Here is a 14,627-nt window from a genome sequence, read left to right on the forward strand (position 1 = left end):
ATCTAAAAATAATTTTAATCTATATAAGTTTTTGAAAGATATTATTTAATTCGATTCATCCAAATTGAATATTTGGATGAATGACTTCATTTGAATTTACCTTTTTGATAAAAAGATATTGGTAAGTCGATTTAAAAACTGAGGACTGATACTGGAAAGCTGGTACATCAGTTTGGTTTTTATACCCACTGGCGTATGGGTTGGAATCAGGGCGTGATCCTTTTGCTGAGCCAGATGCAGCACCTGTTTTGCCACATCGGCAGGGGTTAAGTCCACCCCAATGTTCTGGATGCTGCCCGCATCCATATTCTTGACCATATTGGTCTGTACAAATAACGGCATGACATCAAGTACACGGATATTATATTTCTGCCATTCCACATCCAGTGCTTCGGTTAAACCACGTACAGCAAACTTGCTGGCGGAGTAGGAGGCTAAATCAGCCTGACCATAAATTGCTGAGGCGGAAGAGAGATTAATCACTCGGGCAAAACTGGATTTTTGTAGATACGCCAATGCGGCATGGCAGCCATTTAAAACCCCTTTGACATTAATATCCATCGTACGGTGATGGGATTGAATCGGGGTATTTTCAAATGCGCCAGAATATAGAATTCCCGCATTATTCACTAAAATATTCAGCTCACCCGCCCAGGTTTTAAATTCCTGTAGCGCCATTTGCCACTGGCGATAATTGCTGACATCCAGATAGCCTGCTTTGGCATTGTCGCCCAGTTCTTTTGCCAGAGCGTTTGCCTGTTCCTCATTAATATCGTATATACCAACTTTATAGCCATTGTTGTGAAATAAACGCGCAATTTCAGCACCAATTCCCTGTGCAGCCCCACTGATAAAAACACTCTGTTGCATTGCTTTCCCTTGCTTTATCTTGATATTTTTTGAATCCGTGTATATTACGCATAAGCAGTTTGCTGCTGCAACAATTTCGCTGCACCTAGTTTGGAGATCATCATGGAAAAGTTATTGGCAATCATGCAGGAATTAAGACAAAAATGTCCATGGGATCAGCAGCAAACACCTGAAAGCCTGACCCGTTATGCGATTGAGGAAGCCTATGAGGTGGAGGCGGCAATTCGGGAGGGCGATGTAGATGAAATCCGAAATGAGTTGGGTGACCTATTGCTACAGGTAGTGTTCCAGTCGCAAATGTACAGTGAGCAGGGTGCATTTAATTTTCACAATGTGGTCGATGCCATTAGTGAAAAACTGATCCGTCGACATCCGCATGTGTTTCAGTCGGAACACTATCAAAACCTAAATCCTGAGCAGGTCAGTGAACTATGGAAACAGATCAAGCAGCAGGAAAAGCAGGTTAAACCACAGTCACGTCTGGATGAGGTCAAGCATGCACCCGCCTTGGTACAGGCACATGAAGTTCAGAACAAAGCGGCCCAGCTTGGATTCGATTTTGAAACGGTAAAAGATGCCTATGCAAAGCTGGATGAAGAACTGGAAGAATTACAGGAGGCGATTGCAACGCAGGAAGTTGATAAAATACAAGAAGAATTTGGCGACTGTCTATTTTCTTTAATCAATGTAGGACGTAAACTTGGGCTGTCGAGTGAGACCGCCTTGTTGGCGACGATTCACAAATTTAGAAGCCGCTTTGCTTTTATTGAACAACAGGCACAACGACAACACAAAGACTTGCAGGAAATGAGTTTGGCAGAAATGGATGAACTTTGGGAGCAAGCAAAACGACAATTAAAACTTGAGGGGAAAACCAATGACCTTGCCACATCCGCACAGCAAACATAAGGCTGTTTTATTTATTCTTTTATGTCTGGGATGCTTTTCCCATCTGCATGCACAGCAGTTTGACCAGTCTTATGACCAGTGGAAAGCCCAGCAGCAGGCACGTGATCAGCAATTGGCGAAGCAGTCCAACAACAATTATTATTTATCACGCCCAACACAGCAGTCCAGTTCAAAGTCAGTTTCATCTTCTGTAAATCATCAGGGCGATAAAATTAGCTTAAATCAGGCGAATCTACAGCAGTTACAGACCCTGAATGGTGTAGGCGAGAAAAAGGCTCAGGCCATTGTGGAATATCGCCAAAAGAATGGCGGATTTAAAACAGTTGATGAACTGGTGAATGTGAAAGGGATTGGGCCAAAGTTGCTGGAAAAAAACAAGGCACGGCTGATACTTTAAGTGAAATTTTGAAGTATTTCTGCTTTTTAAGCAGAGGGATATGTTGAAACTTCAACAGAATAAATTGCCCTTTGTGTGGGTTGGAGCTATGATTAGCGACAAATTGTTATTTACGTCCTGACGTAGGAGACACTGTCTTTTGCAAACCTTGCGCGCGTCAAAATGTGGTCTGTCCACAGCTCAACTTCCTCCCTCAATTCTCGATGTGATTGATAGCCTGAACAAAGCTGGCTATGAGGCATATATTGTGGGTGGCGGTGTTCGCGATATGATGTTAGGTCTTAATCCAAAGGATTTTGACGCAGTCACCAATGCCACTCCAGCTCAGGTGAAAGAAGTTTTTGGGCGACGTTGCCGAATTATTGGACGGCGTTTTGAGTTGGCGCATGTCTACTCAGGCCGTGAGCTGATTGAGGTGGCGACTTTCCGTGCACCTCCAAAAAAGGCAGTCACCAGTGCATCTGGAATGATTCTTCGTGACAATAACTGGGGAACGATTGAGCAGGATTTCGCGCGTCGAGATTTTTCGATCAATACCCTGTATTACCAGCCCCGTAAAGGCATCGTACTTGATTTTTGCCATGCGGTTGATGATATTAAAACCCGTACCCTACGTTTTCTGGGGGAGCCTGCACAGCGTTTTGAGGAAGACCCTGTACGCATGCTACGGGCCTTACGTTTTGCCGCAAAACTGAATTTCCAGATTGACCAATCCATTCTTGATGTTTTCAGTGTTGAGATGACGCAGTTGCTGCGGGATGTCTCTCCGCACCGTTTATATGACGAGTCACAAAAACTGTTTACCATGGGGCACCTAACCCAGGTTTTACCAATGCTGATTGAGTTTGGTGTCTGGAAACAGTTGTTTGCTGAAATTCCACCAAATCTTACTGCCTTTATTGAGCGTGCAGCACGAAATACTGACCAACGGATTCAAATTGGCAAAACCATCAATCCCGCTTTTTTCTATGCGGTGTTGTTATGGAAACCATTTTTAGAGCGTTGTGATTTTTATCTAAATAAAGGTGTGGTGCCAGCAGAGGCCCGTGCACAGGCTGGGCTTGATGTGCTGAAACGTCAGGCAACCCGTACCATCATTCCGCGTTTTGCTGAAACCTTTATTCGTGAAGTATGGGAAATGCAAACCCGTTTGCTCAATCCAAAACCACAGCAGATCGAAGCCTTGGCTGGACATGCGCGTTTCCGTGCAGGCTTTGACTTCCTGCTGCTGCGTGAAAAATCGGGTGATAGCAGTACCGAGGGCATGGGCATGTGGTGGGAATCCTATCAGGAAATGACCACTGACCAAAAAGAAATCGCGATTCGCCAGTATAACCGCCAACGCAGTAAAAGCCGTCGTAAGGCCACTGAGGTTGTTGATGAGCCCAAAATGACAGAAATTGAGCCTTTGGTCAATGTGCCTGAGCCAAGAAGTCGTCGTGGTAGAAAAGAACGTGTCAGGTCGGATGAATCCACCCCCCGTTTTATGGAAAAGGCTTCAGGTGATTCCAGCCAGGTTGGTGCTGATCATCCAATTCTCAGGCGCAAACGGGTAAAACGTGATTTAAGCCAAGTGGTTTTTGGGCCGACACAATGATCATTCGTACCTATATTGGGCTGGGAAGTAACCTAGGTGATTCGCAGCAGATTTTGCGTGAAGCGGTTGCCAAGTTAGCAGGTTTGGGGCCAGCTCAGGTTTCCCGATTGTATCAAAGCCCACCGATGGGTCCACAGGATCAGCCCAATTATTTAAATGCGGTTGTGCAACTGGATACAGCACTTGAGCCTTTAGCCTTACTGGATCAACTACAACAGTTTGAGCAAGAGGCTGGACGAGTCCGTTTGCGACGCTGGGGCGAACGCACCCTTGATCTGGATTTACTGATCTATGGTCAGCAGCAGATTCAAGATGAGCGTTTAACCGTACCGCATATCGGTATTTTAGATCGTGATTTTGTGGTTATTCCGTTGTTGGACCTCGATGCCCATTTACAGTTAAATGGCCATCCATTAAAAGATTTAGAACTGGTGCAGCAAGCAAGCTTGACTGTAATCGCAGACCAGTCTTGGGCAAACGCTTAAGACTGTTTCGTTCTGGAAACGCCTGTAGAGGACATCATCATGATTAGTCTAAGTGACTTAAGAAAGTTTAAAGCCGAGGGACGCAAGTTCTCATGCCTCACCTGCTACGATGCAAGTATGGCGAAAGCAATGGAATTGGCTGAAATTGATACGATTTTAATCGGTGATTCTCTGGGAATGGCAATTCAGGGCCGAGACTCCACACTTCCCGTGACGGTTGAAGACATGGCCTACCATACAGCGGCTGTGCGCCGTGGTAATTCACATGCATTGATCATGACAGACCTGCCGTTTATGAGCTATGCAACGCTGGAAGATGGCCTGAAAAGCGCCAAGGCGGTGATGCAGGTTGGCGCACAAATGGTCAAGATCGAAGGTGGCGCATGGTTAGGCGAGCTGGTGCAGGTGCTGACCCGTAATGGAATCCCTGTCTGTGTACATTTGGGTCTAACACCTCAATCAGTGCATGTGTTTGGTGGCTATAAACTGCAAGCCAGAACGCGTGAATCTGCGGATCAACTGATGGCAGACTGTCAGGCGGTGGTGGATGCTGGTGCTGCTGTTTTGTTACTTGAATGTGTTCCCGCACAACTCGGCAAGGAAATTGCTGAACTATTTCCAAATACCCCTGTGATTGGGATTGGCGCGGGCAATGAAACCGATGGTCAGGTATTGGTGGTACAGGACATGCTGGGTTTAACCTTTGGACGTGTTGCGCGCTTTGTGCGTAACTTCATGAAAGAACAGTCTGGTGAAACCGCAATTCTGGATGCCTTTAAGGCCTATCATGCCGCTGTTCAGGACCAGTCTTTCCCTGCAAAAGAACATACTTTTCAAGTTGAGCTGTAATTCATGAAAACAGAAACAACCATACAAGGCTTAACCGCATCACTTGCACCTGCACGCAGCACAAAAAAATTGATTGGTTTTGTCCCGACCATGGGCAATTTGCACGAAGGTCACCTGAGCTTGGTGCGTGCCGCAAAGAAAATCTGTGATGTGGTGGTGGTCAGCATTTTTGTCAATCCGATCCAGTTTGGCGTGGGTGAAGACTTTGATAGCTATCCACGTACTTTGGAACAGGACAGCCGTTTATTGGCGGATGTGGGTTGCGACATCATTTTTGCACCCTCTGTAGAGCAGATGTATGGCACGCAGCCACGCTTGACCAATATCAGTGTCGGTCAAATTACCGATGACCTGTGTGGCAAGTCACGTCCTGGCCATTTTGACGGTGTGGCGGTTGTGGTGACCAAGCTGTTCAACATCGTACAGCCTGATTTCGCGTTCTTTGGGCAAAAGGACTACCAGCAGCTGGCGGTTATTCGCCAGTTGGTGCAGGACCTGAACATGCCACTGGAAGTGATTGGTGTGCCAATTGTCCGTGCTGAAGATGGTTTGGCCTTAAGTTCCCGTAATGGTTATTTATCTGAACAGCAACGTGTCATTGCACCCACGATTTACCAACTGCTCAAGCAAGCCGAACAGCAACTGCATGAGGGGCAGGCACTTGCGCAGGTACTGGAAAGTATCTCCAACCAATTGACACAGGCAGGCTTTGTTGTCGATTATGTGGAGGCCCGTCAAACAAATTTACAGCCAATTGAGCAATTTGATCGAAACATGGTTTTATTTGTTGCGGCAAAACTGGGTACAACGCGTTTGATCGATAACCTACAGGTCGACTTTAAGACTTAAAACTAGAAAATAAAAAGGGTAAACGCCATGAAGCGTATTCTTATCGTGACAGGACAATCAGGCTCAGGAAAATCCTCTGCATTACAAGTGCTTGAAGACCTGGGCTATTACTGTATAGATAACCTGCCTTTGGCGTTGTTGCCTGAAATTGTGTCAAAACTGGATCATGAGAATAATCTTGAGCAGTTGGCTCTGGGCGTTGATATCCGTAGCACCCGTGCCGATATGCAAGAGTTTGATCATGTTTTTGAACAATTGCAAAAACATGGTACGGTCGATATCATTTACCTGACCACCCAGGATCAGGATCTGGTTTCCCGTTTTAGCGCCTCACGTAGGCCGCATCCGCTGGCAAACCGTTTTAACAGCCTGTTGCAGTGCATACAGGAAGAAAAACAGCTTCTGATTCCAATCCAGTTCCGTTCCACCGTCCATATTGATACCACAGATAAAAGTGTCCATGATTTAAAGCATATCCTACTGTCCAAACTGGGGCAGTCAGACAAGTTGATCGTGATACTGCAATCATTTGGCTATAAGCATGGCATTCCGCTGGATGCGGATTATGTGTTTGATGTACGTCACCTGCCTAATCCACACTGGGATTTGGAACTGCGTCGTTTTTCAGGTTTGGATGAACCTGTGCGTCGCTTTTTAGAGAGTAGTCAGCAAACCAACGAGATGTTTGAGGATATCTATCGCTTTCTGGAAAAGTGGTTGCCCGCTTTTGCAGAGGGGCATCGCCATTACATGACCATTTCAGTGGGATGTACGGGTGGGCAGCACCGTTCGGTTTATATTGTGGATAGACTCAAGCAGGCCCTTGAGGCAAAATGGACTGTCCAAATCTTACATAGAGAAATGAAGCACTGGTCATGATAGACACAACAATTGATGTAATTAATAAACTCGGCTTACACGCGCGTGCATCTGGTAAACTGATCGAGGTGACCACCAGGTTTCGTTCCTCCATACAAATTGGCAAGGGCGACAAACTGGTTGATGCAAAGAATATTATGTCATTGTTGATGTTGGGTGCGGGTAAGGGCACTACACTGAGACTGGTGATTGACGGTGCCGATGAAGACAAGGCACTGGAAGAAATTCAAACGCTGTTCGCAGCAAAATTTTACGAGGCAGAGTAATCGTGGCACGTGGACCCCAGCGTTATACCGATGAAGATTTTGAGTCATTAGAAGGGCGTGCGAGTCGAACCGAGCAAAAAAAGGCGGTTCAGCGTATGGCAGCCTTGGGTGAGCAACTGGCTCAACTCAATCCAAAGCAGATTCAAAAACTTCCTGTCGATGAGCGCCTAATTGACGCATTGCTTGAAGTGCAGAAGATCAGCTCATTTGAGGCACGTCGTCGCCAGTTCCAGCGTGTGGGCAAGTTACTTCGCAATGAGGATGAAAGCATCATTTTATCCTATTTAACGCCGCAGCAGGGCGCGAAGAAACAAATGCAATTGATGCGTTGGGTAGACCGAATGATTGACCAGGGTGATCCAATTATTAACGAGTTCAGCAAGGTGTTTAACGCCTCTGAACGTCATACCCTACGCCAGCATGTACTGCGTATCCATCGGGATATCAAGCAGCAGGTCAGTGAGGAAGAGCTTGAAACCTCTAAACGCAAGTTTGTCAACTATGTACAGCAAGTGGCCTTGTTATCAGATCAGGGTTAAAGCTCCAAAAAGAAGTTTCGAAAGAAACTTCTTTTGCTTTTAGGGCGTTAATTTCCAAAATCTCCCGTTGCACGTTGTTTCGCCCATTCCCTTAAAATAAATTTCTGTAGTTTCCCTGTCGATGTTTTGGGAATGTCGGTAATCACCACATCCTTGGGTACTTTAAAGCGGGCCAGTTCTTTCTGGCAATGGGCAATGATTTCCTCAGTCGATGCGGATGTACCCTGTTTTAATTCAATAAAGGCACATGGTACCTCCTGCCAGCGTTGATCTGGTTTTGCCACAACCGCTGCGGTGAGTACAGCAGGATGGCGATAGAGCACATCTTCCACTTCCAGGGAGGAAATGTTCTCACCACCTGAGATAATAATATCCTTGGAGCGGTCAGTAATCTTGGCATAGCCGTCAGGATGGCAAACCGCCAAATCCCCTGTATGGAACCAGCCACCCTTAAATGCCTCCTCGGTTGCCTGTGGATTCTTTAAGTAGCCTTTCATGACGATGTTGCCACGGAACATGATTTCGCCCATGGTCTGTCCATCATTCGGTACAGGCTGCATGGTCTCAGGATCGAGCACGCGCATACTGTCTTGCAATGGGTATGGTACGCCTTGGCGTGAATGAAGCTGCGCTTGCTCCTGAATAGATAAATCACTCCAGCCAGCCTGTGATGCACATAGTGCTGATGGGCCGTAGGTTTCGGTCAAGCCATAAACATGGTTGACGTTGATGCCGATATGACGCATGCCCTCAATAATCGCAACAGGCGGAGCCGCACCAGCCACCATCACCTCGACATGATGCTCAAAAGCGACTTTCTGCTGTTGAGGGGCGTTGATCAGCATGGATAGCACAATCGGCGCACCACAGAAATAATCGACCTTATACTCAGCGATATATTTAAAGATCAATGCTGGATCAACCCTGCGTAAACAGATATTGGTGCCACCACTGGCGGCAATTGACCAGGCAAAACACCAGCCATTACAGTGGAACAATGGCAATGTCCATAGATACACCGCGCGCGGCTTCATCCCACAGGCCAGAATATTGCTGGCTGCATTTAGGTAGGCTCCACGATGATGGTAGACCACGCCTTTAGGATTACCTGTTGTACCAGAGGTATAGTTGAGGCTAATCGCATCCCATTCATCCTGTGGGAGTAACCATTCAAAATCGGGGTTGCCCTGTGCCAGCCACGACTCATATTCATACTGGCCGATTGCAACCTGTTCACCCTCAAACTCATGGTCAAAAACATCAATCACAATAATATTTTGTGGCACAAGGGCAAGTGCTTCCTCGGCAACCTGACGGAACTCTGGATCAACCAAAAGCACCTTTGCCTCGGCATGTGCCAGCATAAAGGCAATGGTTTTGGCATCAAGGCGTGTATTCACTGTGTTCAGTACCGCGCCTGCCATTGGCACAGCAAAATGCGCCTCAATCATGGCAGGGACATTTGGCAACAACACCGAAACGGTATCGTTCTTTTGAATTCCCAACAGGGTTAACTGGTGGGCAAACTGGCGGCAGCGCTGATAGGTCTGTTGCCATGTAAGTTGACGTTCACCATGAATAATGGCCGCCTGATTTGGGTAGATATAGGCGGCACGCTCTAGGTAGCGCAACGGCGATAACGCAACAAAATTTGCTGGTGTTCGTGGTAACTCATCATATGCACTGACCATGTGTACTGCTCCATTGCTGTTCTTGTCATGTTTATTTATATCCACACCAACATAGTGTTTCGCCCAGTCTAATTCATTTAGGCTTTAGTATGAGACGATTCCTTGATTGTTCCTGTATTTTTCTGATTCAAAGGTTTCATCCGCATCTAAACCTGTGTAAAATCTTGGATACTTTTTTATCCGCCGTTTTTTATCTTTTGAGGCTCGCCTCAATACATAATCTCGCGGTGATATGCTCCATTGTGCGGGGCATCACTCCTTAAGGATTTTATTATGCCAATCATTACCTTACCAAATGGTGATCAGAAACAGTTTGATCATCCGATTTCCGTGATGGAACTTGCTCAAAGCATTGGTCCAGGCCTTGCAAAAAATACCGTTGCAGGACGTATCAATGATCGTTTGGTGGATGCCTGTGACTTAATCACAGAAGATGCAACAGTTCAGATTATTACCCCGAAAGATGAAGATGGTTTAGATATCATCCGTCACTCATGTGCGCACCTTGTAGGACATGCGGTTAAGCAATTGTTTCCAGAGGCGAAAATGGTGATCGGTCCTGTGATCGAGGAAGGTTTCTACTACGACATCTGGATGCCGCGTCCATTTACACTGGATGATATGGCGGCAATCGAAGAGCGTATGAAACAGCTCATTGATCAGGATTATGATGTCATCAAAAAAATGACACCACGTGATGAGGTGATTGCTGAATTTACTGAACGTGGTGAAGAATACAAGTTACGCCTGATTGCAGACATGCCGAATGAAACACAAATGGGCCTGTACTACCATCAGGATTATCTGGATATGTGCCGTGGTCCGCACGTACCCAACACAAAATTCCTAAAATCATTCAAGCTCACTAAAATCTCTGGTGCTTACTGGCGTGGTGATGCGAAGAATGAACAGCTACAACGTATTTATGGAACAGCTTGGGCGGACAAAAAGCAATTAGCTGCCTATATCAAACGTATTGAAGAAGCTGAAAAGCGTGACCACCGTAAAATTGGCAAGGCTTTAGACCTGTTCCACATGCAGGAAGAGGCGCCAGGTATGGTGTTCTGGCATCCAAATGGCTGGACCATTTATCAGGTACTTGAACAGTACATGCGTAAGGTTCAGCAGGATAATGGTTATCAGGAAATCAAGACCCCACAAATTGTCGACCTGATTCTATGGGAAAAATCGGGACATGCTGCAAACTATGCAGAAAACATGTTTACCACCCATTCGGAAAACCGCCATTATGCGGTGAAGCCAATGAACTGCCCTTGCCATGTACAGGTCTTTAATCAGGGCTTAAAATCATACCGTGAGTTGCCATTGCGTTTAGCCGAGTTTGGTTCTTGTCACCGCAATGAGCCATCGGGTTCATTACATGGCATTATGCGTGTACGTGGCTTTACCCAGGATGATGCACATATTTTCTGTACCAAGGACCAGATTGCGCAGGAAGTGTCAGACTTTATTCAACTGACTTTGGCGGTATATAAAGACTTTGGTTTTGAAGACATTCAAATGAAGTTGTCTACACGTCCAGAAAAGCGCGTGGGCAGTGAGGAAATGTGGGATACTGCGGAAAAGGCCCTGGCTGATGCTCTGGATGCCGCAGGCCTACCGTGGGAGTTGCAACCTGGTGAGGGTGCATTCTATGGTCCGAAAATTGAATTTTCACTGAAAGACTGTTTAGGTCGTGTATGGCAATGCGGTACAATTCAATGTGACCCGAATATGCCAGAACGCCTTGAGGCGACTTTTGTGACTGAGGACAATGACCGTGATCATCCAGTCATGCTCCATCGCGCAATTCTTGGCAGTTTTGAGCGTTTTATTGGTATACTAATTGAACACTATGCGGGCTTCATGCCACCTTGGCTTGCACCTGTACAGGCTTGTGTGATGAACATTACCGATTCACAGGCTGAGGCATGTGAGCAGGTGGTCGCAAAACTCAAGCAAAATGGGCTTCGTGCCATTTCCGACTTGAGAAATGAAAAAATCGGATTTAAGATTCGTGAGCGTACCCTGGAGCGTATTCCTTACCTCTTGGTTCTCGGTGATCGGGAAGTGGAAGAGGGGACGGTGAATGTGCGTACCCGCTCAGGAAAAAATTTAGGTACTATGTCAGTAGATGCATTTATTGACTTGGTGAAATCTGCCGTCGCCGAACGCGGCCGGTACATTGTGGAGTAATAAAGATTAAACAGCCTGACCGTAACCAACAACAAGGTGCTAAAAGTAACCGTCCTGCGATTAATGATGAGATTCGTGCAAAAGAAGTACGTCTCGTTGCCGCAGATGGAGAACAAAAGGGAGTCGTTTCATTAAGTGAAGCGTTGCGTGCTGCTGAGGAAGTCGATCTTGACCTGGTTGAGATTGTTGCGAACGCAGAACCACCTGTTTGTAAAATCATGGATTACAACAAGCACTTATTTGACTTGAAGCAAAAGCAAAAAGATGCGAAGAAAAAACAGCATCAAGTGCAAGTGAAAGAAATCAAGTTACGTCCTGCAACGGATGTCGGTGATTATCAGGTAAAATTGCGTGCAATTTTACGTTTCCTTGAAGAAGGGAATAAGGTGAAAATTACCTTGCGTTTCCGTGGTCGTGAAATGGCACACCAACAGCTTGGTTTGGCCCAGTTACAGAAAATTGAGGCTGATGTTGCTGAGTTCGGTGTGGTTGAACAACCTCCAAAAATGGAAGGTCGTCAAATGGGCATGTTACTTGGTCCGAAAAAGAAAAAGTAATTTTTCTTGAGAAAAAGCACCGCAATATGCGGTGCTTTTTTTATTGTTTCTTTTCGTGCCTGACTGATGATTGACAACTAGGAAACATGCTATAACGCAACAACAATCAAGATAACGATGAATAGGTAATATAAATGATTGACCTGTATTATTGGGGTACTCCAAATGGGCATAAAATCACAATTGCTCTAGAAGAAATGGGACTTGAATATACAATCTATCCGATCAATATTATGGAAAATGATCAGTTTCAGCCAGACTTCCTAAAGATTTCCCCCAATAATAAAATTCCCGCAATTGTTGACCAGAATGGCCCACGAAATGCGCCGATCTCGGTATTTGAGTCTGGTGCAATCCTACAGTATCTGGGCCGAAAGACAGGTTTGTTCTATCCAACGGATGAGCAGGAAAGGGTTGAGGTTGAACAATGGCTGATGTGGCAAATGGGGGGCTTTGGCCCCATGCTTGGGCAAAATCACCATTTCAACAAATTTGCGCCAGAACGTATCTCTTATGCAATTGATCGCTATGTCAATGAAACCAAGCGTTTGTATGGCGTGTTAAACAAGCAGTTGATTGGCCAGAAATTTGTTGCAGGTGAATATTCAATTGCAGATATGGCAATTTTACCTTGGGCGTTACGCCATGAATGGCAAGGGATTCAACTGGAAGATTATCCTTATGTTCAGGACTATATCGAGCGCTTAGTTGCTCGACCTGCAATACAGAAAGCATTGTCAATAAAAGTTTAATCCTTATATCCATCAAGTTTAAGCCTCATGAGTTACTGGTTGCTGTTCATATCTGCTTTTGGGGCTGCCACTTTACTACCCTTACAGTCCGAAGCGGTGCTTATGACACTGCTTGTACAGGGACTGTCCAACCCTTTCTATCTTTTACTTGTGGCAACACTTGGCAATGTACTGGGTTCATGTGTCAACTGGTGGATGGGACTGAAAATTGAGCATTTCAAGAATAAAAAATGGTTTCCTGTTTCAGAAAAACGTTTAGAGCAGGCACAACAAATTTATCATCAATATGGTTTCTATTCTTTATTATTGAGCTGGACTCCAATCATTGGTGATCCCATTACCTTGATTGCAGGTTTAATGAAAGAAAACTTTTGGCGATTTTTGTTGATTGTAAGTATTGCCAAGGGTGGACGTTATCTCACTTTATATATTTTATATCTGGGTGTTTTTTAAGCCTTAAAGGGAAAGATATTTATCTCTTTCCCTTTAGATCCTATAGCGTGAATTTAGTGGTCAGAACCTTTGGTAATATCCACCTTAAATAGGTCACTGGTTTTAAACCAGCAATAAGTGACTACAGCAAGTGTCATACAACCACCAAAGATTGTGGCTGTGATGGTTCCTAAATATTTTGCTGCTAAACCAGATTCGAAAGCACCGAGTTCATTGCTTGAAGAAACAAACATGCCATTGACGGCTGCAACACGACCGCGCATGTTTTCTGGTGGGAAAATTTGCAATACAGTTTGACGAACAACAACCGAAATACTATCACAGGCACCCGTCATCGCGAGAGCAAACAGGGATAGCCACATATTGTTTGAGAATGCGAATAGAATCGTAAACACACCAAAGCCAGCAACAGCTAGTAGCATGTTACGCCAAGCATGATGCATGGGTGGGAATTTGGTGAGTACAATCATGGTGACAAGTGCACCGATTGATGGAGCTGCTCTTAAATAGCCTAAGCCCTCTGGGCCTACTTTTAGAATTTCTTCAGCAAAGATCGGCAGTAGGGCAATCACACCACCAAATAATACTGATATCAGATCGAGTGAAATTGCCCACAAAACAATCTTGGTTTTCCAGATAAAACGGAAACCATCCGTCAGGCTTTGCAGCACATTCTCAGTTTCCATTTTGGGAAAACTACGTTTTTGCAACAGCGTAATAAGTATAAAGCAGGTGGCTAATAATGCCGTGACTGCAAAGAAGCTGGTTTCACGTCCAAGAAATGCCAGCATAAAACCACCTAGCATTGGCCCAATAATGACACCACTTTGCCAGCCAATCGTGGTCCATGTCGCACCATTGGCATAAAGCTCACGGGGAATCAGGAATGGTTTTAATGAAGTGGCAGAGGGATTATAGAAACCGCGAATTGTTCCCAAGGCAAAAATGACCGCATAAATGCCCCAAGACAATGTTGTAATGCCAATTTTCTCTAAACCATGTAAATGGAAAAGTCCCCAAAGAACCAAAGGGAGAGGAATAGCAAAGAATAAACACACTTTCATGATGGTCTGTTTATTCAATTTATCAGCGAAATAACCGCCCCATAAAGACAGGGTAATAAATGGAATTGCCTCTGCAAGTCCAATAAAACCAAGTGTCAGTGGGTCACGGGTAATCTGGTAAAGCGAATAGGCAACAATGATTTCCTGTATCAGGATTGCCAGCGTCAGGCAAAACTGGTTAATGGTGACAATGGAGAAATCCCGATACCTTAATGCCGCAAATGCATCATTCTGTATATTCATATTAATTGGAGGGTGAGAATTTGCATATATT

General features: G+C 45.2%; 16 protein-coding genes. 13 read left to right on the forward strand and 3 right to left on the reverse strand.

Annotated elements, in window-relative coordinates; genetic code table 11:
• Positions 1–96: 96 nt before the first annotated feature.
• Entirely contained in the window at positions 97–870 is a 774-nt protein-coding gene (locus tag QLH32_RS14125) for an SDR family oxidoreductase (RefSeq protein ID WP_283266705.1), read from the reverse strand.
• 102 nt (positions 871–972) lie between these two features.
• On the opposite strand from QLH32_RS14125, the gene mazG reads away from it, so the two are divergent.
• The 9 genes from mazG to yjgA all read left to right on the forward strand — a co-directional run bounded on the left by mazG (position 973) and on the right by yjgA (position 7,640).
• Positions 973–1,779: a nucleoside triphosphate pyrophosphohydrolase gene (mazG, locus tag QLH32_RS14130; protein ID WP_283266706.1), complete on the forward strand. Its 807-nt coding sequence runs from the start codon at positions 973–975 to the stop codon at positions 1,777–1,779.
• Complete coding sequence (locus QLH32_RS14135; RefSeq protein WP_283266708.1) at positions 1,748–2,176, forward strand: ComEA family DNA-binding protein; 429 nt, start codon at positions 1,748–1,750, stop codon at positions 2,174–2,176. Before mazG ends, QLH32_RS14135 begins: the two co-directional genes overlap by 32 nt.
• A 139-nt stretch (positions 2,177–2,315) precedes the next feature.
• Positions 2,316–3,773 carry a polynucleotide adenylyltransferase PcnB gene (gene pcnB, locus QLH32_RS14140; RefSeq protein WP_283266709.1) on the forward strand — a complete coding sequence of 486 codons (1,458 nt, stop codon included), beginning with the start codon at positions 2,316–2,318 and terminating at the stop codon, positions 3,771–3,773.
• A complete protein-coding gene (folK, locus tag QLH32_RS14145) occupies positions 3,770–4,258 on the forward strand; it encodes a 2-amino-4-hydroxy-6-hydroxymethyldihydropteridine diphosphokinase (protein ID WP_283266710.1) in 489 nt (162 codons plus the stop codon). Before pcnB ends, folK begins: the two co-directional genes overlap by 4 nt.
• A gap of 39 nt (positions 4,259–4,297) precedes the next feature.
• Positions 4,298–5,107, forward strand: coding sequence for a 3-methyl-2-oxobutanoate hydroxymethyltransferase (panB, locus tag QLH32_RS14150; RefSeq protein WP_283266711.1), 810 nt, complete (start codon positions 4,298–4,300; stop codon positions 5,105–5,107).
• A 3-nt stretch (positions 5,108–5,110) separates the two neighbouring features.
• Positions 5,111–5,956 (forward strand): pantoate--beta-alanine ligase, encoded by an 846-nt coding sequence (gene panC, locus QLH32_RS14155; protein ID WP_283266713.1) that lies wholly within the window; start codon positions 5,111–5,113, stop codon positions 5,954–5,956.
• 27 nt (positions 5,957–5,983) lie between these two features.
• The gene (gene rapZ, locus QLH32_RS14160; protein ID WP_283266715.1) at positions 5,984–6,835 is read left to right on the forward strand and encodes an RNase adapter RapZ; all 852 of its coding nucleotides are present in this window, start codon (positions 5,984–5,986) and stop codon (positions 6,833–6,835) included.
• Positions 6,832–7,101: an HPr family phosphocarrier protein gene (locus QLH32_RS14165; protein ID WP_004678316.1), complete on the forward strand. Its 270-nt coding sequence runs from the start codon at positions 6,832–6,834 to the stop codon at positions 7,099–7,101. The genes rapZ and QLH32_RS14165 overlap by 4 nt, the downstream gene beginning before the upstream one ends.
• A gap of 2 nt (positions 7,102–7,103) precedes the next feature.
• Complete coding sequence (yjgA, locus tag QLH32_RS14170; RefSeq protein WP_283266718.1) at positions 7,104–7,640, forward strand: ribosome biogenesis factor YjgA; 537 nt, start codon at positions 7,104–7,106, stop codon at positions 7,638–7,640.
• A gap of 47 nt (positions 7,641–7,687) precedes the next feature.
• Here yjgA and QLH32_RS14175 read toward each other — a convergent pair whose 3' ends face one another.
• Entirely contained in the window at positions 7,688–9,331 is a 1,644-nt protein-coding gene (locus QLH32_RS14175) for an acyl-CoA synthetase (RefSeq protein ID WP_283266720.1), read from the reverse strand.
• A gap of 273 nt (positions 9,332–9,604) precedes the next feature.
• Here QLH32_RS14175 and thrS point away from each other — a divergent pair, with 273 nt between their 5' ends.
• The 4 genes from thrS to QLH32_RS14195 all read left to right on the forward strand — a co-directional run bounded on the left by thrS (position 9,605) and on the right by QLH32_RS14195 (position 13,289).
• Positions 9,605–11,527, forward strand: a complete 1,923-nt coding sequence (gene thrS / locus QLH32_RS14180; RefSeq protein ID WP_267981744.1) for a threonine--tRNA ligase — start codon at positions 9,605–9,607, stop codon at positions 11,525–11,527.
• 5 nt (positions 11,528–11,532) lie between these two features.
• The gene (gene infC / locus QLH32_RS14185; RefSeq protein WP_283269351.1) at positions 11,533–12,084 is read left to right on the forward strand and encodes a translation initiation factor IF-3; all 552 of its coding nucleotides are present in this window, start codon (positions 11,533–11,535) and stop codon (positions 12,082–12,084) included.
• A 134-nt stretch (positions 12,085–12,218) separates the two neighbouring features.
• The gene (locus QLH32_RS14190; protein ID WP_283266721.1) at positions 12,219–12,836 is read left to right on the forward strand and encodes a glutathione S-transferase N-terminal domain-containing protein; all 618 of its coding nucleotides are present in this window, start codon (positions 12,219–12,221) and stop codon (positions 12,834–12,836) included.
• Between the two features lie 27 nt (positions 12,837–12,863).
• Positions 12,864–13,289 (forward strand): YqaA family protein, encoded by a 426-nt coding sequence (locus QLH32_RS14195; protein WP_283266722.1) that lies wholly within the window; start codon positions 12,864–12,866, stop codon positions 13,287–13,289.
• Positions 13,290–13,342: 53 nt separating this feature from the next.
• On the opposite strand, the gene QLH32_RS14200 is transcribed toward QLH32_RS14195, so the two are convergent.
• Positions 13,343–14,596 (reverse strand): MFS transporter, encoded by a 1,254-nt coding sequence (locus QLH32_RS14200; protein WP_283266723.1) that lies wholly within the window; start codon positions 14,594–14,596, stop codon positions 13,343–13,345.
• Positions 14,597–14,627 lie beyond the last annotated feature (31 nt).

The organism is Acinetobacter corruptisaponis, assembly GCF_030053775.1.
In the GTDB taxonomy this organism is placed as follows: Bacteria; Pseudomonadota; Gammaproteobacteria; order Pseudomonadales; family Moraxellaceae; genus Acinetobacter; species Acinetobacter corruptisaponis.